The sequence below is a fragment of the Anaerophilus nitritigenes genome (genome assembly GCF_004138215.1).
In the GTDB taxonomy this organism is placed as follows: Bacteria; Bacillota; Clostridia; order Peptostreptococcales; family Thermotaleaceae; genus Anaerophilus; species Anaerophilus nitritogenes.
This window is the reverse complement of sequence record NZ_RYYS01000020.1, coordinates 1-22,777: the sequence shown is the minus strand read 5'-3', so window position 1 is coordinate 22,777 and position 22,777 is coordinate 1. Positions and strand designations below refer to the sequence as shown.

28 protein-coding genes are annotated in these 22,777 nt (G+C 27.8%); 6 read left to right on the top strand and 22 right to left on the bottom strand.

The window, feature by feature from the left end:
* Positions 1-82: 82 nt before the first annotated feature.
* The 4 genes from EK368_RS02340 to EK368_RS02325 form a co-directional block, all read right to left on the bottom strand.
* Positions 83-508 carry a CBS domain-containing protein gene (locus tag EK368_RS02340; protein ID WP_129596129.1) on the bottom strand — a complete coding sequence of 142 codons (426 nt, stop codon included), beginning with the start codon at positions 506-508 and terminating at the stop codon, positions 83-85.
* Positions 509-671: 163 nt separating this feature from the next.
* Positions 672-1,193 (bottom strand): signal peptidase I, encoded by a 522-nt coding sequence (gene lepB, locus EK368_RS02335; RefSeq protein ID WP_129596128.1) that lies wholly within the window; start codon positions 1,191-1,193, stop codon positions 672-674.
* A 64-nt stretch (positions 1,194-1,257) separates the two neighbouring features.
* Positions 1,258-2,034 (bottom strand): hypothetical protein, encoded by a 777-nt coding sequence (locus EK368_RS02330; protein ID WP_129596127.1) that lies wholly within the window; start codon positions 2,032-2,034, stop codon positions 1,258-1,260.
* 23 nt (positions 2,035-2,057) lie between these two features.
* Positions 2,058-3,020 (bottom strand): RluA family pseudouridine synthase, encoded by a 963-nt coding sequence (locus EK368_RS02325; RefSeq protein WP_129596126.1) that lies wholly within the window; start codon positions 3,018-3,020, stop codon positions 2,058-2,060.
* 146 nt (positions 3,021-3,166) lie between these two features.
* Between EK368_RS02325 and EK368_RS02320 the strand changes: the two genes are divergently transcribed.
* Complete coding sequence (locus EK368_RS02320; protein ID WP_129596125.1) at positions 3,167-3,625, top strand: hypothetical protein; 459 nt, start codon at positions 3,167-3,169, stop codon at positions 3,623-3,625.
* Positions 3,626-3,639: 14 nt separating this feature from the next.
* Here EK368_RS02320 and EK368_RS02315 read toward each other — a convergent pair whose 3' ends face one another.
* Entirely contained in the window at positions 3,640-3,924 is a 285-nt protein-coding gene (locus EK368_RS02315; protein WP_129596124.1) for a hypothetical protein, read from the bottom strand.
* A gap of 149 nt (positions 3,925-4,073) precedes the next feature.
* Between EK368_RS02315 and EK368_RS02310 the strand changes: the two genes are divergently transcribed.
* The gene (locus EK368_RS02310; RefSeq protein WP_129596123.1) at positions 4,074-4,805 is read left to right on the top strand and encodes a hypothetical protein; all 732 of its coding nucleotides are present in this window, start codon (positions 4,074-4,076) and stop codon (positions 4,803-4,805) included.
* 43 nt (positions 4,806-4,848) lie between these two features.
* Here the strand turns inward: EK368_RS02310 and aroQ are convergent, their stop codons facing one another.
* The 8 genes from aroQ to pssA form a co-directional block, all read right to left on the bottom strand.
* Positions 4,849-5,280 carry a type II 3-dehydroquinate dehydratase gene (gene aroQ / locus EK368_RS02305; protein ID WP_129596122.1) on the bottom strand — a complete coding sequence of 144 codons (432 nt, stop codon included), beginning with the start codon at positions 5,278-5,280 and terminating at the stop codon, positions 4,849-4,851.
* A gap of 48 nt (positions 5,281-5,328) precedes the next feature.
* Positions 5,329-5,595 carry a chorismate mutase gene (locus tag EK368_RS02300; protein ID WP_243109337.1) on the bottom strand — a complete coding sequence of 89 codons (267 nt, stop codon included), beginning with the start codon at positions 5,593-5,595 and terminating at the stop codon, positions 5,329-5,331.
* A 70-nt stretch (positions 5,596-5,665) separates the two neighbouring features.
* Positions 5,666-6,385: a pseudouridine synthase gene (locus tag EK368_RS02295; protein ID WP_129596120.1), complete on the bottom strand. Its 720-nt coding sequence runs from the start codon at positions 6,383-6,385 to the stop codon at positions 5,666-5,668.
* A gap of 107 nt (positions 6,386-6,492) precedes the next feature.
* Positions 6,493-7,815 carry a histidine--tRNA ligase gene (gene hisS, locus EK368_RS02290; protein ID WP_129596119.1) on the bottom strand — a complete coding sequence of 441 codons (1,323 nt, stop codon included), beginning with the start codon at positions 7,813-7,815 and terminating at the stop codon, positions 6,493-6,495.
* A gap of 343 nt (positions 7,816-8,158) precedes the next feature.
* Complete coding sequence (locus tag EK368_RS02285; protein WP_129596118.1) at positions 8,159-8,458, bottom strand: spore coat protein; 300 nt, start codon at positions 8,456-8,458, stop codon at positions 8,159-8,161.
* The gene (locus EK368_RS02280) at positions 8,458-8,676 is read right to left on the bottom strand and encodes a hypothetical protein (RefSeq protein WP_129596117.1); all 219 of its coding nucleotides are present in this window, start codon (positions 8,674-8,676) and stop codon (positions 8,458-8,460) included. Before EK368_RS02280 ends, EK368_RS02285 begins: the two co-directional genes overlap by 1 nt.
* Before the next feature lie 173 nt (positions 8,677-8,849).
* On the bottom strand, positions 8,850-10,190 hold the full coding sequence (locus EK368_RS02275; RefSeq protein WP_129596116.1) for an RsmF rRNA methyltransferase first C-terminal domain-containing protein: 1,341 nt from the start codon (positions 10,188-10,190) through the stop codon (positions 8,850-8,852).
* Positions 10,191-10,265: 75 nt separating this feature from the next.
* A complete protein-coding gene (pssA, locus tag EK368_RS02270; RefSeq protein ID WP_129596225.1) occupies positions 10,266-10,778 on the bottom strand; it encodes a CDP-diacylglycerol--serine O-phosphatidyltransferase in 513 nt (170 codons plus the stop codon).
* 312 nt (positions 10,779-11,090) lie between these two features.
* Here pssA and fba point away from each other — a divergent pair, with 312 nt between their 5' ends.
* Positions 11,091-12,023: a class II fructose-1,6-bisphosphate aldolase gene (fba, locus tag EK368_RS02265; RefSeq protein ID WP_129596115.1), complete on the top strand. Its 933-nt coding sequence runs from the start codon at positions 11,091-11,093 to the stop codon at positions 12,021-12,023.
* Positions 12,024-12,070: 47 nt separating this feature from the next.
* Entirely contained in the window at positions 12,071-12,454 is a 384-nt protein-coding gene (locus EK368_RS02260; RefSeq protein WP_129596114.1) for an NUDIX hydrolase, read from the top strand.
* 26 nt (positions 12,455-12,480) lie between these two features.
* Here the strand turns inward: EK368_RS02260 and EK368_RS02255 are convergent, their stop codons facing one another.
* From EK368_RS02255 to EK368_RS02230, 6 genes are all read right to left on the bottom strand, one after another.
* Positions 12,481-12,999, bottom strand: coding sequence for a peptidylprolyl isomerase (locus tag EK368_RS02255; protein WP_129596113.1), 519 nt, complete (start codon positions 12,997-12,999; stop codon positions 12,481-12,483).
* Between the two features lie 98 nt (positions 13,000-13,097).
* Complete coding sequence (locus EK368_RS02250) at positions 13,098-13,784, bottom strand: TIGR01906 family membrane protein (RefSeq protein ID WP_129596112.1); 687 nt, start codon at positions 13,782-13,784, stop codon at positions 13,098-13,100.
* 25 nt (positions 13,785-13,809) lie between these two features.
* Positions 13,810-14,283 carry a siroheme decarboxylase subunit beta gene (ahbB, locus tag EK368_RS02245; RefSeq protein WP_129596111.1) on the bottom strand — a complete coding sequence of 158 codons (474 nt, stop codon included), beginning with the start codon at positions 14,281-14,283 and terminating at the stop codon, positions 13,810-13,812.
* A gap of 13 nt (positions 14,284-14,296) precedes the next feature.
* Entirely contained in the window at positions 14,297-14,743 is a 447-nt protein-coding gene (gene ahbA, locus EK368_RS02240; protein ID WP_129596110.1) for a siroheme decarboxylase subunit alpha, read from the bottom strand.
* Complete coding sequence (locus EK368_RS02235; RefSeq protein WP_129596109.1) at positions 14,740-15,744, bottom strand: radical SAM/SPASM domain-containing protein; 1,005 nt, start codon at positions 15,742-15,744, stop codon at positions 14,740-14,742. Before EK368_RS02235 ends, ahbA begins: the two co-directional genes overlap by 4 nt.
* Complete coding sequence (locus tag EK368_RS02230) at positions 15,741-16,889, bottom strand: radical SAM/SPASM domain-containing protein (RefSeq protein ID WP_129596108.1); 1,149 nt, start codon at positions 16,887-16,889, stop codon at positions 15,741-15,743. Before EK368_RS02230 ends, EK368_RS02235 begins: the two co-directional genes overlap by 4 nt.
* Before the next feature lie 366 nt (positions 16,890-17,255).
* Between EK368_RS02230 and EK368_RS02225 the strand changes: the two genes are divergently transcribed.
* Positions 17,256-17,525 carry a late competence development ComFB family protein gene (locus tag EK368_RS02225; protein WP_129596107.1) on the top strand — a complete coding sequence of 90 codons (270 nt, stop codon included), beginning with the start codon at positions 17,256-17,258 and terminating at the stop codon, positions 17,523-17,525.
* Positions 17,526-17,536: 11 nt separating this feature from the next.
* Here the strand turns inward: EK368_RS02225 and EK368_RS02220 are convergent, their stop codons facing one another.
* Both EK368_RS02220 and yfcE read right to left on the bottom strand, forming a co-directional pair.
* Positions 17,537-18,259: an N-acetylmuramoyl-L-alanine amidase family protein gene (locus tag EK368_RS02220; protein ID WP_129596106.1), complete on the bottom strand. Its 723-nt coding sequence runs from the start codon at positions 18,257-18,259 to the stop codon at positions 17,537-17,539.
* A gap of 228 nt (positions 18,260-18,487) precedes the next feature.
* Positions 18,488-19,033: a phosphodiesterase gene (gene yfcE, locus EK368_RS02215; RefSeq protein ID WP_129596105.1), complete on the bottom strand. Its 546-nt coding sequence runs from the start codon at positions 19,031-19,033 to the stop codon at positions 18,488-18,490.
* A 223-nt stretch (positions 19,034-19,256) separates the two neighbouring features.
* Here yfcE and EK368_RS02210 point away from each other — a divergent pair, with 223 nt between their 5' ends.
* Positions 19,257-20,336 (top strand): TlpA family protein disulfide reductase, encoded by a 1,080-nt coding sequence (locus EK368_RS02210; protein ID WP_129596104.1) that lies wholly within the window; start codon positions 19,257-19,259, stop codon positions 20,334-20,336.
* A gap of 38 nt (positions 20,337-20,374) precedes the next feature.
* Here the strand turns inward: EK368_RS02210 and EK368_RS02205 are convergent, their stop codons facing one another.
* A complete protein-coding gene (locus tag EK368_RS02205; protein WP_165000294.1) occupies positions 20,375-22,444 on the bottom strand; it encodes a methyl-accepting chemotaxis protein in 2,070 nt (689 codons plus the stop codon).
* Between the last annotated feature and the right edge of the window lie 333 nt (positions 22,445-22,777).

The window sequence follows — 22,777 nt, the reverse complement described above, 5'->3', positions numbered from 1 at the left end:
ATATTCTTATATTATACCCAATATTTCAAATTAAAACTTCTATCTTTAAAAAAGTTCCTGAAATTTCAGGAACTTTTTTCTATTACATAATGGGTCTACTTGGTTGAGATATATTACTAAGTGCATCTCCTGCTTCATTCACATAAATATTGATAGTCGCCAAATCTCCTATGGCTAACATTCCTACTAATTTTTTATTTTCTACAACAGGCAATCTTCTTATTTGATGTTTCGCCATAATGTTTGCTGCTTCATGAGCATCCATCTCAGGTGTTGCATAAATCAAATGATTAGACATTACACTTTGAGCATCCATATTAATATTTCCTGTTGATACACCTTTTAAAACAATATCCCTATCTGTAACAATCCCAATAGCCTTTTTAGACTCATCGCACACTGGGATAGAACCTACATTTAATTCTTTCATTTTTTCTGCTACTTGAGAAAGTGGCGTATCAGGATTTGCCATTGCAATTTTTTTGGTCATCAAATCTTTTACTTTCATAAAATACCTCCTTTCTATTTTCACTATTTAGGATGTGCAAGTTTTATCAAAAAATTCGCATATTTCTAGAGAAATTGCTCATAGCCTAAGCGAAATTCTTCCATTTGATCGAGAATTTCCGTTGCTTAAATAAACAAAAACCTAGATAAAGTCATCTAAGTTTTTAATACACTTTTCCTATTTTATTAAATGGAAACAAGCGAACAAGTACTTTTCCTCTAACTGTATCAATATCTATAGCTCCTACACTTTCATCACGGCTATCTAAACTATTGAGTCTATTATCTCCCATAACAAAAATCATATCTTTTGGAACCTTCATATCTACTTCACCTGATGTATAATCTCCATTAATATAAGACTCCTCTAATTTTTTTCCATTTACAAATACGTCTCCATCTTTGACTTGTATTTGATCTCCTTCTACTCCTATGACCCTTTTGATCAAGTCCTTCTCTTTTCCATCTTCTGTCAAAAGATGTGACTGAAATACAACGATATCTCCCTTTTCTGGAGTATGCATCATATAAGGTATTTTATTAATAATCAAATAATCATACTCATGCAACGTAGGATACATAGACTCTCCCTTCACTAAAGTAGGTCTTATAAAAGTTGTAATGATAAGTGCAATAACTACAGATATAACAATGGTTTTGATCCATTCTAAAATTTCTTTCTTCATTTTGATCTCCCCTTATTACAGATTTTCTATTCATTATTGTATCACTTATGATCAATCTAAACAATTACCAATCTTCCTTTGCAAAGGTTATAAGAATATGTCTGTTGATTTTATCATATTTATTTTGGCTAATCCTTACCCCAATTCTTTTGAGTACCTCACAAAAGTCTTCTAAAATTAAATATGGATCTTTATATACCTTTATAATATCTTTTTTATTTACACCTTTAAAACCATGTCCTGCAATACAATCATGTCTCATTTCAATAATTTCATTCATTTGAGAGCTATTAATAACTTCTAAAGCGTCCATATATCGTCTATCCTTTAAAAGATATTTATTGATATATGTGGTAATAGAAAAGCTTAAATTTGGATTATATATTTTATATTTTCTTTTTAAAACTTTTAAAATCATTCTTTTAGAAGCTACATCACTCATAAAAGAAAATTTATCTTTCTCTACATGATGAATTGCAAAAATATATTTTAAGATAGCTTCCTTTAATCGATATACTCTGCTTAAAAAATCTATATACTGTTCATTATAAAGTTGTATTTTAGTATTCTCTATTAATTCAGACAAAATTGTATCTGGCTTTCCATTTCTCAAATCCTTTAAATTATTTTTTAAATATTGTAATCTTTTATGAAATTCATCATTTTCTACATCTTGAATATGATAGTAAGCTGATTGAAAATCAAAATTCATGCTATCCTTACAAACTAATAACAATGAATTTGTTTGATGATAATTTTCTTTTTTTATAAATTCTAAAGCACCTGTATAATCATAATGTTTGATGAATTGCTCTATTATAATATAGTTTGTTTTATCCATTTATTCCCCCCCTTTTGCCTCATCTATTGAAATAATCTGCTCTTAATTTTCTTAAATTCCTCTGGTAATGGGCTGTGAAAACTTTTCCCCTCCAAATATTTTAAATTTTTATTGCAGGTTATAAAATCAATTTTATAAGCATGTAGAAACTGACTTTTTAGATTTTTAAAAAGCTTATTTGTTTTTAAATCCCCATATTTTTGATCTCCTATAATTGGATGTCCTATGCTCAACAAATGTGCTCGAATTTGATGACTTCTTCCTGTAACAATCTCTACTTCTAATAAACTATATTCTTGATTCCACTCAATTGGTGTATAAATAGTATGAATTTCTTTTGCATTGAGAGCTTTTTTAGAAAAAATTTGTACTTTATTTGTTTTTTCATCCTTTACTAAATACGCTTTTAATTCTTTTTTATGCTCTACTCTCCCCTTTACAATGGTTAAATAATATTTTCGAATACAATCCTTTTCTCGAATCATTTCATTTAAACTTTGTAATCCCTGATAGCTTTTTCCTATAATTACAATTCCACTAGTATTTCGATCTAATCGATTGACACTAGCAGGTACGAAAGTTTTTTCCTTTTGTGGATCATATTTTTTTTCATCATATAAGTACTTAATCACTTGATTGATTAATGTATTTTTATCTTGACTATGGTCTTCATGAACCAGTAGCCCTTGTGGTTTGTCCACTACAATCATATTGTCATCTTCATAAATAATATGAAATGTTCTTTTGACTTGATGAATTTGTTTTTGCTCTATAAAACTTTTTATTGTTTCTTCACTCAGAAATAATTCTATGTAATCTCCTTCTTGTAAAAGATAATCATTTGAAACTTTTTTATGATTCACTTTTATATTTTTTTTTCGAATCATTTTATAAATAAAACTTAAAGAAGCTTTATTTATATATTTACGTAGAAATTTATCTATTCTTTGATTTGCTTCATTTTTTTCTATGTATATTTTTCTCATTTCTTTCACCTCTACTTTATTATGCCATAAACTTCTTTTCTTTAATAGTATCCTCTATTTTATATTGAAAAGTATACCTTACTTGTGCTATTCTTATTAATAGAAATAGATATTTTCCTCAAAAACAAAAATGGAGGTCATCATACATGTGGGAAAAATTTAAAGATGTACTATATGAAACGAGCGATTTGCTTTTAGCACTCATCATTATACTGTTTATGTCTACTATAATCACTTGGAAAGTTACAGATTCATTAGCTCATTCTTCAAAACCAGAAAATATACAAAAAGAATCTACAAAAACTGAACAATCCTCTGATCCATCTTCCCAAAAACCTTCTGTTGATGATGAAGAAAAAAGCTCTCAAACAGAAAATAATTCTAAACAAGTATCTACTTTGCTTATCAATATTCCAAATGGAACCTTTGGAATGGGTATTGCACAAATATTAAAGGAAAATGGATTAATTGATGATCCTCAAAAATTTATTGATAGGGTAACAGAGTTGGGTATGGATTCCAAACTAAAATCAGGTGAATTTGATATTCCATCTAATAGTTCTTTAGATGACATTATTTACATTGTTGCAGGAAAGAAAAAATAGGCTAAATTTTTAGCCTATTTTTCATTTAAAAAATCCATCACTTTTTCAAGTTTCTTTTTTTGTTCCTCATCTAAAAAATCTTTTAATTGATTCAATGCTTCCATTTGTTTTTTGTATTTTTTTGTATTTTTCATCATGCTACTTTTTAATTTTTTAAGTTCCTCTAACATATCTTCCTCATTTTGATTTTTATATTTTTCAGATAATCCTTCTATCATTTCCATCTGTTCATCTGTAGGTTTTATATTCCCCATATTTTGCATTAACTTTTCCACTTTACTTTTATCAAATGAACTCATTTATACACCTCCATATTTTAAATTGTTATTCTCAATTCAATCTATGATGATTTTTATATATTTATTACATTCAAATCTTTTTCATTTTAGTAACACTATTCTTTATATTGCATATGATAAAGTAAGATTTGATTTTTAGGAGGAAGAATATGAATGAACTGATTCCTACTCAAAAAAAAGAGATTTTTATACCTGAAGAAGAACTAAGTATTGCTAGTCTTACGTTTTTAAACAATAATATCTTTATGTTTATGGTTCCATTTTGTCTTTTTATTTTTTTAAAAAACCGAAAATTTACTCCTGCACTAAGTACAACTCATTATGAAAAACCAAAACTTCCTGCTCTAAACGAAAATACTTTAGATCGAGTATATCATCTTTTAGAAAATCTAAAGAAAGCGAGTCATTTACATGATCTTAAAAATAACATGACACAATCTCAATCTTCTTCTATGAAACGTAATATCAATATATTTAAAGAAGTGCTTAATATCTTTGGTGACTCTATGGATGAAAAAAGCAGAGAAAATCTTGAAAATATACAAAACGTCATATCTATGGTAGATAAAATGAAAGATGTAAAAAACGTCATGAAAATCAAAAAAGCTATACAATCTGGTGGAGAAGATCTTTCTGCTCAAGTCAATAATATTATCGAAGCCATAGGCCCTATGCTTCCTAAAGAGCAAATAAAAAATATAGATAATTTCAAAAAAATAGCACAAATGATGAAGCTTATGTCTTTATTTGATGGAAGTGAAGAAAAACAAGATGAATCTCCTATTGAAAGTAATGAAAAAGTACTTATAGAAGATACAAAAGAAGAAAAGCTTGAAGTACTAGACGAAAAGGATATTCTGCCCATAGAAGATGCACAATAATGTATTAAAATTTATATGCTTCTAACATATTAAAAAGGATAGGTTATTTGACTATCCTTTTTAATGCCATCATAGAAAGTGTATACCCATATACTCCCATTCCGCATATTTGACCTATACAAGCTGGAGCTGTAACAGAGATTTTTCTATACTCTTCTCTTTGATGAATATTTGAAATATGAACCTCTATAGTTTTTATATTGACAGCTTTTAATGCATCATAAATTGCAATACTATAATGGGTGTACGCTGCTGGATTAATAATGATTCCATCATATTTTTTATAAGCATCTTGAATATAATCAATAATTTCACCTTCTACATTACTTTGAACTATGTCTATATCAATATTGATTTTCTTAGCTTCTTTGTATAGATATGTACATAAATTATCATAAGTCATTTCTCCATAAATATCTTTTTCTCGAATCCCTAAAAAATTTATATTTGGACCATTAATAATTAATATTTTCATTTTTTCAACTCCCGAAGTACTAATATTTTTTATTCATACCCTTACCCATTATTTTCTTGAAATTTTATCTTTTTGTATTTCTTTACTGATCTCCATTATATTTTGTAAAAACTCTCTTGCCCATTTTTCATAATATGAATCCTTTACATAAGACATATTTTTACGAATTACCTCTTCTTCTCTTTTGAAATGAAGTATGGGAATATTATTTTCTTTTTTGTATGATACAATTTGTAGAACAATATTCATTCTTTCTTCAAATAATCTTATTAGTTCTTGATCAATTTTATCTATTTCATCTCTTAAATGATCCATTTTTTTCATCTCCTTTGAAGCTATTGATAAATTAAAAGAAGACTGCTAAAAAATCTTCTTTTAAAATAATTTATCTATTTTTTAATTTGTCTAGCTCTTCTTCTGTTAGCTCTCTATATTCTCCTAATTCTAAATCTTCATCTAAAGATAATTCTCCCATAGATATTCTTTTTAAATATGTTACTTTTTTGCCCACAGATTCGAACATTCTTTTTACCTGATGAAATTTTCCTTCTACAATAGTCAACTCGATTTCATATGTATCATCACTTTTTAGTATTTTAAGCTTTGCAGGTAAAGTTTTATATCCATCATCTAATATAACTCCTTTTTCAAAAGAATCAATATCCTTTTGTCCTACCATTCCATCAATACATGCAAAATAAGTTTTTGGAACATGCTTTTTAGGAGATAATAATTCATGAGATAACTTTCCATCATTTGTAAGGATTAACAATCCTTCTGTATCTTTATCTAAGCGTCCTACTGGAAAAGGCTCAAATACTTGATGTATAGGCTCTAGTAAATCAATGACTGTCTCATCTCTATGATCAAATGTAGCAGATACCACATCTTGAGGTTTGTTCATCATAATGTATATAAATTCTTTATACTCTAGTACTTCTCCATCTACCTCTATTGTATCTTCATTAGGCTTTACATGGATGCTACTACTTTTTATAAGCTCTCCATTTACCTTAACCCTTCCATCTTTAATTATATATTTTACTTTTTTTCTTGTTCCATATCCCATATTGCCTAATATTTTATCTATTCTTTGAGTTTTCATCCATATCGCTCCTATTTTAAAAATAAATTTAGATTCTATTTAAATATGGATTGTATTGATATACATCCATACTTAAATAGAATTATACCATATTATTAGGCAGCAATTTATCTATTATTCAAAATCTCAAAGATTTCTTCTATAGATAGCTTATATTGAACTGCTGTCTTCATATCTTTTAATGTGAACAATCCAGTTTCTACTTCTTCTTTTCCTATTAAAATAATATATGAAACTCTTAGCTTATTGGCATAATTAAGCTTTTTACTAAGCTTATTATCTTCTAAATATAATTCACTTCTTACATCTTTATTTCTTAGTTTATTTACAATATTTATAGATTCATCTAAATATTGTTTATCCATTGGAACTACAAGTACTTGAGAAGTCGTAGAACCACTACTCATCTTTAGAATATTTGCTTCTCTTAATTGATAAAACAACCTAGTTAGTCCTATAGAAATTCCTACTCCTGACAATTTTTCTGTAGTATAATTCTGAGCCAAATCATCATATCTTCCCCCAGAACATATAGAACCAATATTTAAATAATCATCCAACATAGTCTCGTATACTGTTCCTGTATAATAATCTAATCCTCTTGTTATTTTTAAATTGATATTATAAAATTTTTTAGGAACTCCAAAACAACCTATATAATACACTGCTTTTTCAAGCTCATCTAATCCCTCTTTAAATAACTCATTCTCAACACCTAAATTTTTTAACTGAGTCAATATTTCATCATTTTCACCATTTATTTTTATAAATTTTAGTATATTTTCAATAGCTTTACTTTCTATAGAAAGTAACTTAAGTTCTTCCTTAACTTGATCCTTCCCTATTTTATCTAACTTATCTATTGTTCTTAAAACATCTATCTTATTCTCTATCTCTAAATATTCAAAATAACCATTTAAAAGCTTTCTATTATTAATGTATATAGTGAATGAATCAAGGTTTAATTCTCTAAATACTGAATATATGATACTTGGAATTTCTGCATCATTTAAAATATTTAACTCTCCACGATTAATAATATCTATATCACATTGATAAAACTCACGAAATCTCCCCTTTTGATTTCTCTCTCCTCTAAATACCTTGCCTATTTGATATCTTCTAAGAGGAAAAGTTAGATCCTGAGTATACTGAGAAACATATCTTGCAAATGGAACTGTCAAGTCAAATCGAAGTGAGATATCATTTTTCCCTTTATTAAATCTATAAATCTGTTTTGTTGTCTCTCCTCCACCTTTGGCAAGTAAGATCTCTGATTTTTCTATGATAGGTGTATCCATTGGAATAAATCCAAATCTTTCATAATTTTTCTTAATGATATCAAGTATTTTGTTAAATAATATCTGATCTGATGGAAGTAACTCCATAAATCCTGGTAATATAGATGGTTTAATAATTTGATTTTTCATACAATCTCCTCCTATTTTTTAAATATAAAAAAACCCATATAGGCTGTAAACCTATATGGGTAAATCCATTCAATCCAATAAAGACATTCACCCCATAGATACCAGCCTATCAAAACATAAATAGACCTGTATCTATGGATCTCCATAGGGACAAGTCTCTAGCGGTGATGATGATGTAATGCATTGTATTGGATGTAGATATTCATGATAAAAGTCTCCCTTTCTTTACATAATGATTATATCATTTGATTTTAACATATAAAAAATCAATTATCAACCTCTAAAAATTTTAATATCTATTGCTTTATATAAACAGCATTCTTTAAAACTCTTTTTTCTATTATTATTCTATTGGAGTTGTCGTTTTAGATTTATTATAAGCATCTGTCAATTGTTGAGAAGGAGAATTATAGGGTTTTTCCCAACCTTTTTTAACAGCAAGTTCCATTAATGCTGTATGTCCTACTACTACTTGGTTTAAACTTGAGCCATACATTGCTCTTAACTCAGGTGTTGGACTTGTCATAGTAGCATTTAAATATGCATCAGCTGCTCCCTTACCAGCAGCAAGCATGTTATTTACTATAACCTCATCATTAATATCTGTCATATTTTTTACTCTATTTCCTAAAAAAGAAGCCATTATTTTACCTCCTCTGTTCCAGCTACTCTATTTTCATTAATAAATTGCTGTATACCTTTTATTCTACCTTCTGTTGCTAAAATACTAGATTCAGCTTGATTTTTTAAATCTTCATCATTTATTAAGGTTTGCATAGCTCTAGATACTGCCAGTCCATCCTTTTCAAATTTTAGCAAATTTGTTAATGATAATGTTTCAGCATCCGAAAGTTTTCTCATATTTTTACCTCCTATTTTTTTATTTTCGTATTTATTATTCGCATTTAAACACTATATTAAACATTTTATTTGTTAAATTGAATTATTAAAATTCTTACTCTCCAAAAAAGTTCTTATGCACTAATGATTTACATATCTTTGTGTCCCTTTTTGCTTTCTTCTTTAGTACTTCTCTAATCCATCCATCTCCAAGAAGGAGGGTAATAATTTTTTAATATGCTTCCTGTATGCTTTGACCATCCTAACGGATATCCATCTACGCATACAAGAGTCCATCCTTTTTCTCCTTTTGTATGAAGGGTTTCTCCCTTTAAATATTTAATCACTTCAAAATCATCTTTATTAAAATTTACAAATCTTTTTGCATCCTTCATAGATAGTCCCATAGCCAATGCATGACTAGGCTCAAATCTGTTTTTCTTAAAAGTTCCCAATAGCCATCCTGATCTTAATACTTTAAGGCCCTTCATATTTGGCAATTCCTTAGGAACTCTATACAGATTGTCCTTATGAATTTGAAAATCTCCTTCTATATCAATAGTAAGGTTTTCTTTTACAAAATCGTAAAATACATTAGGAATCTTTATCTTTTCATTTTTATAAGAATAATTAGACTCTTTTTCTGTTTTTCCCATAAAAGCTAAAAAATGTCCTTCTCCCTCTACTTTATGTGGCAAAAGTCTTGCACATTTTTTAATCTCATCTCTTTTATTTGAAATCCCTTCTGATATACCATATTTTTTTTCAATATCTAACATATGAAAATTATCATTTTCTTCCAAGAACTCATTTATTATTTCTTCATTTTCCTCTATTGAAAAAGTACAAGTAGAATAAACAATTTTTCCTTCTCCATTTAAAAGTTCATCTACATGTTTCATAATTTCCCTTTGTATAGGAATATAATAATTATGATCATGCTTTTCCCAGCTTTTGATCATAGATGAATCTTTTCGAAACATTCCTTCTCCTGAACAAGGAGCATCTACTAATATTTTGTCAAAATAATTTGGAAAATATCTTTTGATTTTTTCTATAGATTCATTCATAACAATAGCATTTTTTATTCCAAACAGTTCCATATTTTTAATCAATGGCTTTACTCTATTTAAGTTTATATCATTTGTAATCAGGACGCCTTCTCCCTTTAGTGCACATGCAATCTGAACTGATTTTCCTCCTGGTGCTGCACATACATCTAATACATGATCTCCTTTATTTGGAGATAAAAAAGATACTGGTGCCATTGCACTTGGTTCTTGAATATAATAAAGTCCTGCATGATAATAAGGATGCTTTGCAGGACTTTCTTCGTCAAAATAAAATCCATCCTCACACCATGGAATAGGTTTTAGAGAAAAAGGAGAAATCTTTAAAAATTCTTCTACAGAAATTTTTAAAGTATTAATTCTTAGTCCTTTAAAATATTGTTTTTCATAAGAAGCTAAAAAATCTTCATACTCATCTTTTAGTAAATCTTTCATTTTATCTGTAAACTTTTCAGGTAATCTCATAAATAAGCTCTCCTTTTTTTCTAGTATTTCTATTTTCAGACAAAAGGATACCCACCATAATAGGTGGGCTTTTTACTATCTTTTTTTGAGTCTGATCTTTTTACTAATCATAGCATAGGATAAAAATAACATCGTAATTAACAAAAAGTTTAAATTTGCTACATACTTAGTAGAATATAATGACATAAGAGCGACAAGCCCTCCACAGAGGGTAATGGGAATTCCTAAATATACTCCCTCAAAATCTGTAATATTGTATCTAGCAAGTCTTATTGTTCCACAAACAACAAAAACAAGTGTTACTATAATTCCAATATCTCCTAACGCCATTAAATTTAAATGCCACATTAAAAGTGCAGGTGCTAATCCAAAAGAAATAAGATCACATAATGAATCTAATTCTTTTCCAAAATCACTCACTACATCAAGCTTTCTTGCCATCTTTCCATCCATTCTATCCATCATTCCTGCAATAATAATTAAAACTGCTGATAATACATATTTTTCATCAAATATAAAAAGAATTGACAAAATCCCTAAGATCAGATTCAAAAGTGTAAATAGATTTGGTATTTGCCTTTTATACATCACTTTTCATCCTCCTATAGTTTTACACTTTTATTTTTAGTGCATGTATTTTTTTCTTTTACTTTATTATACTATAATATTATAATATCACAAAGATTATATCTATGTATTATTATTTTACCTAAAAAATTCATAAATTCAAAGTACTTTTTATGGTATTTTTAAATTTCTTGTTATATAATTACAATTAGATAAGTCAAATGGACAATAAGGTACATATTTCTATTTTAAATTTCAAATAGTATATTCTATATAATTTTTATGTTATACTTTATATAGATATTTATTATATTAAATACAGGAGGTCATATTATGCCATTAGTTACATCTACTCAAATGTTTAAGGATGCACAAAAAGGACAGTATGCCATTGGTGCATTCAATGTAAATAATATGGAAATCATCCAAGGAATCATAGAAGCTGCAAAACAAGAGAAATCTCCTCTTATTTTACAAGTTTCTGCTGGAGCAAGAAAATATGCAAGTCCAATTTATCTAAAAAAACTTGTAGAAGCTGCTATTGAAGATAGTGGACTAGATATTGTGCTACATCTTGATCATGGAGAAGATTTTGAAATATGTAAAGCATGTATTGATGATGGTTTTAGTTCTGTTATGATTGATGGATCTAAACATCCTTTTGAAGAAAATATTGCTATTACTCAAAAAGTAGTAGAGTATGCTCATTCAAAAGGTGTTGTAGTAGAAGCAGAACTTGGAAAACTTGCAGGAATCGAAGATGCAGTAAAAGTAAGTGAAAAAGATGCAACTTTTACAGATCCTGATGAAGCTGTAGAATTTGTACAAAGAACAGGTGTAGATTCTTTAGCTATTGCTATTGGTACAAGTCATGGTGCTTATAAGTTTAAAGGAGAACCAAGATTAGACTTCGAAAGATTAGAAAAAATCACAAAACTTCTTCCAAACACTCCTCTTGTTTTACATGGAGCTTCTACTGTTTTACCTGAATTTGTAAAAGCTTGTAATGAATTTGGAGGAAATATCCCTGGTGCTCAAGGAGTTCCTGAAGAAATGATTAGACAAGCAGCAAAACTTGGTGTATGTAAAGTAAATATAGATACAGATTTAAGACTTGCTATGACTGCTGCTGTTAGAAAATTCATTGTAGAACATCCTGAAGAATTTGATCCTAGAAAATATCTTGGACCTGCTAGAGATGCTATCCAAAAGATGGTACAACATAAAATAAAAAATGTTTTAGGTTCAAGCAATACATTGAAATAGATGAATAGCCAGGTTTTCCTGGCTACTTCCTTTAAGAGGTGATTTCTATGCAAACTGCTGGTCTTGGTATTGTGATAAAAGAAAATGATATTTTATTGGTTCACCGTAAGTGGTATCCTATGATTTGGGGACCCCCTGGAGGGTTTTCTGATCCTGGAGAGACCATTGAAGAGACTATTTGTCGAGAAGTATTTGAAGAAACTGGAATAGAATGCAAAGCCTTAGAAGAAATTCATGATTTTACTTATAAAGATGAATATAGTCATTCGCATATTCATGTTTATGCATGTGAGTATATAGCAGGAGAAATACAATGTAGCTTTGAAAGTAAAGAAGTAAAATGGTTTACTATAGATACCCTTCCAACACCTCTTTCTCCTGAAAAAAAAATCTTCCAAAAGGCTATGGAATTGATCAAACAAATGATTTAATAAAAGCTGGCATATGCCAGCTTTTATTAAATCATTTCAGGATCTTTATATTCTTCTTCAAATAATTCTATCGTTACTTTTTCTATTTTTTCCTCTTGTAATGGTTTATCTTGAAAATTCGTTTTTGTCTTTGCAATTCTATCAACTTCTTCTATTCCTTCTACAACCTTTCCAAAAGCTGCATATTCTCCATCCAAATGAGGAGAATTCTCATGCATAATAAAAAATTGCGATCCTGCTGAATCAGGATGAGCAGCTCTTGCCATAGAAAGAACTCCTCTTGAGTGTTTTAAATCATTAGAAAATCCATTAGAGCTAAATTCACCTTTTATGGTATATCCTGGTCCTCCTGTTCCAATTCCTTCGGGACATCCTCCTTGAATCATAAATCCTGGAATTACCCTATGAAAAATTAGTCCATCATAAAATCCCTTTTGTACTAAAGCTATAAAGTTATTTACTGTATTTGGTGCAATTTCTGGATATAACTCCACCTTAATTTGTCCCCTATTTTCCATTTGTATGGTTACTATAGGATTTCTCATATGTAATCATCCTTTCTTTTTTATTCTATACACAAAAAATTATATACTAGATAAAATTGTATAGCAATCTTTTAAACTTCTAAATGAAATTTTTATTCCTATATTTTCATAACATGTCTAACCAAAACAAATCCAATCCATCCAGTCAAAAACATAATCCCTAAAAAAAGCATCAATGTCCTTTGAGCAATATCTATAAAAAATTCTAATGGTAATATCTGAATCAATAAATCTGTCTTAGGATCTAATAACCACAAATTATTATTAAAAAATATTTTATGAAAATATATAAAATATTGATAAAAATCTATATTCATTAATACATATAAAAAAAAGATAAAGACAAAAGATATTATACTTGCTTGAATCAAACTTTTTCCAAGTATGTCTTTCCATATATTTGAAAATTTTATTATTATCAAAAAAGCAAATCCTACTAGGAAGAGACTTATATTTTTGAGGATATATCCTCTTTGAAAAAGAATCTTCACATCTTTCATATGAAGTTTTTCCTTCTGACCAAAAGCTTCTACATATTCTCCATTTTTTTCTATAAAGATTAATAAATCTTTTTCATCGTCTTTTAAATAATTCACAATTCCTGTGGCAATTTTATGTAATGATGCCTCATTTATATGAATGTTTTGAACAATATCATATTTTTTAAACTCCTTCATATAAAATTCTTCATTCAATGCATATGCTTTTAAACTCCCTAACAAAATCACAATAGGAAGAAATATAACAATTATCATTTTGCTAATTATAAGAAGCTTTTTTCTCACACTTTACTCTCCATTCTATATGGATTCATCGAATAAAATATTCTATATTAGGACTTGTTTTTTTCCATTGTTTCTTTGTATATAATACAGTATATTCAGTAACTTGTATTTTTTTAGATAAAAATTTAATAATATTTTGTATCTCTTCTTTTTCTTTTCCATGAAGCATTCCAAATAAATTATATGGCCAATCCTTATTTATGTTTCTTTCATAAATATGACTAATATTTTCTATCTTTTGCATTTCATAAAGCATAGTATCTATCTTATTTTTTGGTATTTTCCATGCAGTCATAGCATGATACTTATATTCTGTATTTTGATGATAAAGAACAGGAGCAATTCTTTTTATAACTCCTTGATTTTTCATATTTTTTAATCTTTTTAGGAGTTCATCTTCTGATAAATTTAATTTTTTTGCCAATGCTTCATAAACATCCATACAAATTTCTATATTCTGTGATATTTCTATAAGTATTCTCTCATCTATTTTGTCCATTATATGATCTCCTTTATTCAAACTTAAAAAATACATTGGTTTTGTGTTTTTTTTCAGAAGGAAGATGAATCATTTCTACTTTTGTTCTTTCTTTTATTTCTTTTAATGTTTTTTCTAATCTTTCGTCAGAAGATTCCATTAATGTAAACCACAAATTATAAATATGATCTCGTTCATAATTATGAGTCACTCCTTCATAAGAACTTACTATATTTGCTATTTTTTCTACATCTTCTCCTCTTACCTTCATTCCCACAAGAGTACTTTTAACTCCTAATTGATTTACATCCAAAATAGCTCCAAATCTTCTTATATATCCTTTCTTTTTTAAAGAATGAATGGCACGAATAATTTTTTCTTCACTTAAGCAAAGCTTATTTGCAATTTTTAAAAAAGGTCTTTTCTCTAATGGAATACCCTTTTGTAATTCATTTAAAATCATTTTTTCTTCTTTTGTCATTTGATTTCCTCTCTTACAAAACAATATTTTCCTAAAGGATCTCCCATCATATAATCTCCTGTCTCTTCATAAGCTCTTGCCCTACATCCTCCGCATATAGAAAAATGATCACAATTTCTACATGAACCTTTATAATTTTCTTTTTCTCTTAACCTTTGAAATACAGAGCTTTTCTTCCAGATTACATGAAAAGGTGTTTTTTTTACATCTCCTGCTAGCATAGGCAAATAAGGACATACATGAACTTCTCCATTAGGTAATATACAACAATATCCAATTCCTGCAATACATCCTCTACTAAATCTCATCTTTATATTTTTGCTTTTGGCAAAGGACATAAATTGAGGTGCACAGGTTGGTTTTAGTTCTATATCTACATTTAATTGATGGTCTATAATTTTGTGAACAAGTCTTATATATTCTTTTTCATCCAAAGCTTGATCTTGTATATTCTTACCTCTTCCTACCTTTACTAAAAAAAATGGATGACAAGAAGAAGATCCCATCTCTTGTGCCCAATTTATTATTTTTATAATTTCATTTTTATTATTCTTTGTAACTGTCGTATTAATTTGTACACGAATTCCTGCTTCTATACAATTTTTAATTCCTTCTATTGCCTTTTGAAAGCTTCCCTTTACTTTTCTAAAATCATCATGTTTTTTTTCATCTATATTATCTATACTAATAGCTGCTGCTTGTATTCCTGATTTTTTTAACTCATAAGCCTTGTCTTTACTAATAAGTGTTCCATTTGTTCCTAGTACAGGAATCAATCCACACTTTGTTGCATGATGAGAAATCTCACATAAATCTTTTCTCATCAAAGGTTCTCCTCCACTTAGAATAAGTATTTTAAAACCTGCTTTTGATATTTCTTCAATGAGTTTTTTTCCTTCATAGGTATTTAATTCATCAGAAAAATATTCATTTGATGCATCTCTATAACAATGATCACAATAAAGATTACACCTCTTTGTAGTATTCCATGAAATGATCATATGTCTATATCCTCCAAATAACAAGCTGGATCATCTGCCCATAACTCTTTATGAATAGTATATGCTCGTGCTCTTAAATTTCCATTACAAATACTTAGCCATCTACAGCTTCTACATCTTCCTTTTAATTTTTCTTTTCGATTTCTTAGATCATCTAGTAATGGATTTTTCATCCATATCTCTTTAAAAGTATTTTCCCTTAAATTCCCTAATAATAAATATTTACTAAATTGATCTGGATAAATATTTCCTTGCCAATCCATGTTACAAATAGCCATTCCAGATCGATTGCCTCCATTTTTTAATAAATTGTTATATATATTTTGTGCTTGATGAGGATCTTCTTTTTTAGTTTTTAAATAAATATACGGTCCATCTGCATGATTGGCAACTGTTAATACTTCTCTTTTCCCTTTTACTTTCTTTGCATATTCATATATGATATCTACTACTTCTTTGGTTTGTTTATGAGATAAAATTTGATCCTTAATTTCTTTTCCCCTTCCTGATGGAACTAAGTGATAAAAACAAATTCTTTGTATATCCATATATTCCATAATTCTTAGTATATCTTCTACCTCTTTATAGTTTGACTTTTGAAGAGTAAATCTAAGACCTACCTTTTGCCCTGCTCTTTTACAATTTTCAATAGCTTTTATAGAATTTTCAAAAGCTCCTTTTGTTCCTCTAAAAAGATCATTTGTATCTTTTTTCCCATCCATACTAATACCCACATAACCAATTCCTAATTTCTTTAAAGAAAAGGCAGTTTTACTATCAATCAAACTCCCATTAGTAGATAAACTTACATGAATTTTTTTATTTCTTATATACTCTATAATCGAAAAGATATCCTCACGAATCATAGGCTCTCCTCCTGATAGTAAAATTACAGGAGTATTAGCTTCCTTTAATTGATCTACTATATTCTTTATTTCATCTAGACTTAATTCATTTTCTCCCTTTTGATTATTTGAGCCAGAATAACAATGCTTACATGAATAATTACATCTTTTAGTAATATTCCATGCAACTACAGGACCTGCTCCTTTATTTGTTCCTGTATACGTATTTGAACAAGTATCTGCATATCTGATAGAATCTTTCTCAACATATGCAGATAATAATTTAGTTATATCTAACATACTTATTCTCCTATTCATTTGTTTTATTTATAAAGATACCCAATTTATTTTATCATAATACTATTATCATATAGATTTTAAAAAGTCTTCCTTATCTACTATTTATAAGTGAACTTTTTTTAAATACATATGATAAATTATAGATTACAAATGGCTACTTGTATTTTTCATATTTATACATTTTACTATTTAGTTATAAAGAATTTTTGTATTTTGTTATCTTTTCAAAGTAATTTGTATTTATTTCAACTAAATTATTACCTTTTACCTATATATTTTTTTAGGTTTTTTTTATAAAATATGATAAAATCAAGGTGAAATATCATAGACAATAATCCATTACTTAATTAAGAAAGGGACTTTACTATGCCTAAAAATTATATGGAAAATATCGTAGATCATCTACTACCTTCTATTTTAGAAAATTTTGAAAATATATGTTTATGCAAACAATGTCTAGAAGACATTAAAGCATTCTCCTTAAATCATCTTCCACCTTTATATGTATCTACTTCTCAAGGTTATTCTTATGCAAAATCTAATGAGTTAGATAGACAATTTAAAATTAATGTTACACAAAAAATTGTAGAAGCTATTGAAATTGTTCAAAATAATAAAAGACATGATATGAAATAAAGAGCAGTTCATCATCTGCTCTTTTTCGCATAATTTTTAATCCCCTCAGAAATAGATTTTACTATTTTATTTTTGTATTCACTATTTTGCATTAATTTTCTCTCATGTACATTAGTTATAAAACCAATCTCTACCAATACGCCTGGACATGTAGTCTCTCTTAAAACATAATAGTCTTCTTTTATAACTTCTGCTTTTTTTAAATCCTCTTTATATACAATTTTATCGACTTCTTTTTTTATAGAATGAGCTAATTTCTTGCTTTCCTCTGATGTAGGATAATAAAAAATTTTGACTCCTCTAGTTTTTGAATTGTACGGATCAGCATTTACATGAATGCTTACAAATAAATCACCATATTGATTGATAATTGTCTTTCTAGCATGTAAATCTTTTTTATATCTTGAATCATTTAAATCACTTTTATTTTCCAAAGAAATGTCTTTATCTCTTGTCATAGTTACTTTAAAATCTTTCTCTACCAATTTCCTTAATCTAAGGGCTACATCTAAATTAATTTGTTTTTCATAAATACCAAATTTCTCTCCTGTTCCACTATCGATCCCTCCATGTCCCGGATCGATTACAATTCTTTTTTCATAAGAATGAAATACTGTTTGTAAAAAATTTATCTTATATATCCACACTAGCAATAGTATTAGCATAAATAAAAACAGTAAAAATATGAATTTTTTATTCATTTTGATCGTACATATATATATTCTATTTTTCACTCCATCACCTTTTCTATTTTTATTTCAATAAAGTATATGCACGATTCTTATTGAATATTAAAAATTCCCTATACAAGATACGTATAGGGAATTTTTAATATTCTTTTATACTACATAGAAAATTATATACTTTATAAAATTATGGATAACTATATAATTTTCGTTAATATATTTCAAAAAAATCTACTTATAAATCTTTCAAAGTAAGACTTTTTTACTAAAAAGATTTTATTCTATTTCCATATCTAAAATCACATTGCCATCTAAATCTTTTATTTCTATTCTTTTATCTTTTAAGATACCATAAGTATAAGGATTGTTCTCTTTTGGTAAAGAAATAGATCCTGGATTAAAAAGATAACAATCGTCCATTTTTTCTAATACAGGAATATGCGTATGTCCATGAATAAATACATCCCCTTTAGATAATTTTGGAAGATTATTTTTATGATAAATATGTCCATGAGTTAAAAACAATTTTTTATTTTCATAAAAAACTATAGAATATTCTCCCATCATAGGATATTCAATCATCATTTGATCTACTTCACTATCACAGTTTCCTCGTACTGCTATAATTTTTTCTTGATATTGATTGAGTACTTTTGCTACTTCTTTTGGATCATAGTCCTTTGGGAGACCATTTCTAGGTCCATGGTATAAAGCATCTCCTAATATTACTATATAGTCTGCCTTTTCTCTTTCATAAGCCTCTAACGCCTTCTTTAAGTAATATAATGAACCATGTATATCAGAAATAAAAAACAATTTCATATTTTCCCCTCTTTTCTATATATTTCTTTTTTTATTATATGGTATCTTCCTTTAGGAATCAATAATATAAAAATTCTTCTTTATTAAACATCCTAGTATTATTTATGATTTTTAGCATTTACCAATACTTTTAGTCATCGAATACTCTTTTAAAAATATTCTATATAGAAGAATTAGGAAATTTCTTATATAATAGAATAGAGAAAGAAGGAGGAACTATAATATGATCAACAAATTTATTTTAGGATTATTGTTAGGAACACTTCCCTTTACTTTTATAGGTTGTTCTAAAGAAGACAAACACCTATCCACTACACCTAATCAAACTCAATCTAAAGCAAGTCACCTTGTTGAACTCAAAGAATTAGGTTTTAGCTTTAGCATGCCTAAAGAATGGGATGATCATGAAAAATATATTGATGGTATCGTTTTAGGAGCCTCTCCTGATGCTTCTAATCCTTTATACGGAGGGCTTAAACTTTCTTATATTCCAGAAGAAAATGTAGCAAAAATTCAATCTTGTACTACAGATATCAATCAAGAAAATGAAAAAGAACGGAATAATCTTTTAAGTACATTAAAACCTTTAGTACATTTTAATATTTATCATAAAGATAAATTAGATTCTATTCTTATAGAAAATTTATCTGGACTTGCACATAATATTTTTCTTGGAGAACAAGATAATTTAGTTTATTACTTATCTTATCCAGATCCTAAGACTATTGTAGGTTTATCCCAATCATCACAAAAAATGTATGATGAATTTTACAAGGATATTAAAAAAATTAAAAATACTGTGAAAATTTTTAAACGTACTCTTCCAATACATGATGAGCATGATATAGAACTAATGGGAGCATTTCCTTCCTTTGAAGCTCTGGATATAAATCATAATAGTATAAGCAGTAGTATATTTAAAGATTATTCACTTACTATGATCAATGTGTGGGATACCTCTGTAGATACTTATAAAATAAATGATCTTCAAAATCTATATTGTGAAATAAAAAATCAAAATGTCAATATTATAGGAATCATTGCAGATGCACAAGATCACGAATCACTTACACAAAAAATATTATCTCAAAATAAAATTACTTATACTAACATCATCCCTGATAAAAGTCTTCAAACTAAATTTTTAAATACCATCGCTTCTTACCCCACTAGTATTTTTGTAGATCAGCAAGGAAATATCGTAGGAAAACCTATTATAGGAACACTAAGTAAAAATGAATATATAAAAATCATCAAGGAAACATTAGAACTTATTAAAAATCAAGATATAAAAACTCCTTAAAATCAAGGAGTTTTTATATTAGTTATTATTATATAATTTTATATTTTAAATTGTGTAATAGACTTTTGAAGTTCTTCTGCTAATTTTGCCAAACCTTCACTTGCATTTGAAATTTCTTCCATAGATGCAGTCTGTTCTTCTACAGAAGCAGTAACCTCCTCAGTACTAGCTGCATTTTGTTGTGCAATAGCAGACAAATTTTGAATAGTCTCTACAATTTCAGATTTTTTCTTTTCCATTTCTTTTCCTGAAAAATTTAATTCTTCTACAATTTCTTCTGCTATTTTAATAGCTTTTGCAATTTCTTTGTATTTATTTTCAGTATTTTTCACACTTTCTCCTTGATCTTTAATAATCATAGATACATTTTGGATCGTTTCTTGTGCAAGTTTTGTATTGTCCACAAGTTCTCTTACAATTTCATCTATTTTCATAGTAAATAAACTCGATTGCTCTGCTAACTTTCTAATCTCTTCTGCTACTACTGCAAAGCCTCTTCCATGTTCTCCTGCTCTAGCTGCTTCTATAGCCGCATTGAGTGCTAAAAGATTAGTTTGATCTGCAATAGATGCAATCATACTGCTAGCTTCTCCTATTTTATTTGAACTCTCACTTGCTTTACTAATTACCTGTGTAATATCTTTTGTTGCTCCATCTGTTTGATGTGTTTTTTGAATCAAATCCTCAATAATAATAAGTCCTTCTTGAATCAATTTAACTACACATATCGATGAATCTGTCATATCTTTTATATACTCTTGATCTTTTTCTATCAATTTTCCTAATTCTAAAGAACGTTGTGCCCCAATTTGTGTATCTTGTGCTTGATCTGTTGCTCCCTTTGCAATTTCTTCTATAGTTTTTGCCACATCTTCTCCACTAGATGCTGCTTGTTGTGAAATTGCAGTTAATTCTTGTGAAGAAGCAGCCACTTGTTCAGAAGATTCTATAATGTTTCCAATTAATTTTCTAAAATTCTGTGTCATTCCATCAAATGCTTTCACCAAATCTCCTATTTCATCTCTTTTTTCTAAAAACTTTTGTGGAATTTCTTTTGTTAAATCTCCCTTTGATAATTCTTTTGCATGCTCTGTTGTAAATTTTAAAGGTGCAAGACTCTTTTTAACAATAACATATACAATCAATATTAAAATTAATGAACCTATCATATAAAGATACAACATTCTTGATGTTACTTCATTTAATTGTGCTAAGGCTTCTTCCTGATCTATAAAAAGCCCTATAGCCCATTTATTCAGTGATATAGACTTATACGCTACATAATAATCTTTATTTTTATATGTAAGTTCTTTGATTCCGGTCTCTCCATTAATCATATGAGAAGCGATTTCTTTTAAATCTTGATCTTGTAGTATATTTTCTGTCATAATTTTTTTAACATCTTCTGTATATACATACGTTCCATCTTCTGTAATTAAAAAATTCGATCCATCTTCTCCAATTCTATAATGCTTCATAATCTTAGGAATGGATTCAAGAGAAATGTCTAAAGCTACAAATCCAATAACATTATTTTCATCTCGTATGGGTTGCATAACAGATACAATCATTTTTTTTGTATCTTCATCTATATAAGGTTTTATAAATACTGTTTCTCTATTGTTCATAAGCACTTCATACCAATCTCTTGTTTTTACATCAAACTCAGAACTAGATAAACTATATTCACTATCAATATAAAAATTTCCTCGATCATTACCTACCCAAACAGACAGAATATAAGAATCTTTTTCTTTTATTTGTGCTAATGTATCCGCTATAGATTTATAGAGTATATGTGATTGAGCTTGATCATAAGTATTTACTTCCTTAAGATATTTTTGAATTTCTTGATTGGTACTCATCTGTTGTGTAATAATTTGATGATTTTGAAGTATTTGTTGTATCTCTTGAGTTGCTAGTCTAGATTGTAACTGAATTTCATTTAATATACTCTCAGTAATTATATTTTTTGTATAATTATAAAAATAAACACCAGTACTAGTAAACACAAGTACCACTACTAAGATGATTGCCAAAAGAACTTTTTTGGTTATACTAAAATCATTCTTCTTAAAAAAAGTTTTCGATATTATTCTCCTTTTCAATATTATTCTTCCTTTCTTCTTTAAATAATTTATAATTCTCTCCATAGATACTTATCGTATAGTATAAAATATATCATAATATAACATCGTATCAAATGATATTATATTATTTTTTATTACTATTTTCTACTTTTTTTGTAGAATTTAGTTATAATTTACTATATCTATGATGAATTGATTGTTATTTTTAAATTTTAACAATTGTTTAATCATTTTATATTTTGTTTTACACTATATAAGAGTATAATAATAAATTAAAAAGCCATAATTAATCGGTTCTATAATAAATGTTGGGGTGAATAACTCCAACATTTAATTTTTTGCAAAAAAATA

Coding starts and splice junctions, on each gene's coding strand:
- EK368_RS02275 (WP_129596116.1), bottom strand. CDS start 10,190: ATGAGATTACCTGAAAAGTTTACAGATAAAATGAAAGATTTACTAAAA.
- EK368_RS02285 (WP_129596118.1), bottom strand. CDS start 8,458: ATGGCTTCTTTTTTAGGAAATAGAGTAAAAAATATGACAGATATTAAT.
- EK368_RS02210 (WP_129596104.1), top strand. CDS start 19,257: ATGATCAACAAATTTATTTTAGGATTATTGTTAGGAACACTTCCCTTT.
- EK368_RS02330 (WP_129596127.1), bottom strand. CDS start 2,034: ATGGATAAAACAAACTATATTATAATAGAGCAATTCATCAAACATTAT.
- lepB (WP_129596128.1), bottom strand. CDS start 1,193: ATGAAGAAAGAAATTTTAGAATGGATCAAAACCATTGTTATATCTGTA.
- EK368_RS02260 (WP_129596114.1), top strand. CDS start 12,071: ATGCAAACTGCTGGTCTTGGTATTGTGATAAAAGAAAATGATATTTTA.
- aroQ (WP_129596122.1), bottom strand. CDS start 5,280: ATGAAAATATTAATTATTAATGGTCCAAATATAAATTTTTTAGGGATT.
- pssA (WP_129596225.1), bottom strand. CDS start 10,778: ATGTATAAAAGGCAAATACCAAATCTATTTACACTTTTGAATCTGATC.
- fba (WP_129596115.1), top strand. CDS start 11,091: ATGCCATTAGTTACATCTACTCAAATGTTTAAGGATGCACAAAAAGGA.
- EK368_RS02235 (WP_129596109.1), bottom strand. CDS start 15,744: ATGATCATTTCATGGAATACTACAAAGAGGTGTAATCTTTATTGTGAT.
- EK368_RS02320 (WP_129596125.1), top strand. CDS start 3,167: ATGTGGGAAAAATTTAAAGATGTACTATATGAAACGAGCGATTTGCTT.
- EK368_RS02295 (WP_129596120.1), bottom strand. CDS start 6,385: ATGAAAACTCAAAGAATAGATAAAATATTAGGCAATATGGGATATGGA.
- EK368_RS02325 (WP_129596126.1), bottom strand. CDS start 3,020: ATGAGAAAAATATACATAGAAAAAAATGAAGCAAATCAAAGAATAGAT.
- EK368_RS02280 (WP_129596117.1), bottom strand. CDS start 8,676: ATGAGAAAACTTTCGGATGCTGAAACATTATCATTAACAAATTTGCTA.
- ahbA (WP_129596110.1), bottom strand. CDS start 14,743: ATGACAAAAGAAGAAAAAATGATTTTAAATGAATTACAAAAGGGTATT.
- ahbB (WP_129596111.1), bottom strand. CDS start 14,283: ATGGACAAAATAGATGAGAGAATACTTATAGAAATATCACAGAATATA.
- EK368_RS02230 (WP_129596108.1), bottom strand. CDS start 16,889: ATGTTAGATATAACTAAATTATTATCTGCATATGTTGAGAAAGATTCT.
- EK368_RS02300 (WP_243109337.1), bottom strand. CDS start 5,595: ATGGATCATTTAAGAGATGAAATAGATAAAATTGATCAAGAACTAATA.
- EK368_RS02340 (WP_129596129.1), bottom strand. CDS start 508: ATGAAAGTAAAAGATTTGATGACCAAAAAAATTGCAATGGCAAATCCT.
- yfcE (WP_129596105.1), bottom strand. CDS start 19,033: ATGAAATTGTTTTTTATTTCTGATATACATGGTTCATTATATTACTTA.
- EK368_RS02225 (WP_129596107.1), top strand. CDS start 17,256: ATGCCTAAAAATTATATGGAAAATATCGTAGATCATCTACTACCTTCT.
- EK368_RS02310 (WP_129596123.1), top strand. CDS start 4,074: ATGAATGAACTGATTCCTACTCAAAAAAAAGAGATTTTTATACCTGAA.
- EK368_RS02255 (WP_129596113.1), bottom strand. CDS start 12,999: ATGAGAAATCCTATAGTAACCATACAAATGGAAAATAGGGGACAAATT.
- hisS (WP_129596119.1), bottom strand. CDS start 7,815: ATGAAAAATCAAATTATTAAACCATCTATATTACCAGGATTTATGGAG.
- EK368_RS02315 (WP_129596124.1), bottom strand. CDS start 3,924: ATGAGTTCATTTGATAAAAGTAAAGTGGAAAAGTTAATGCAAAATATG.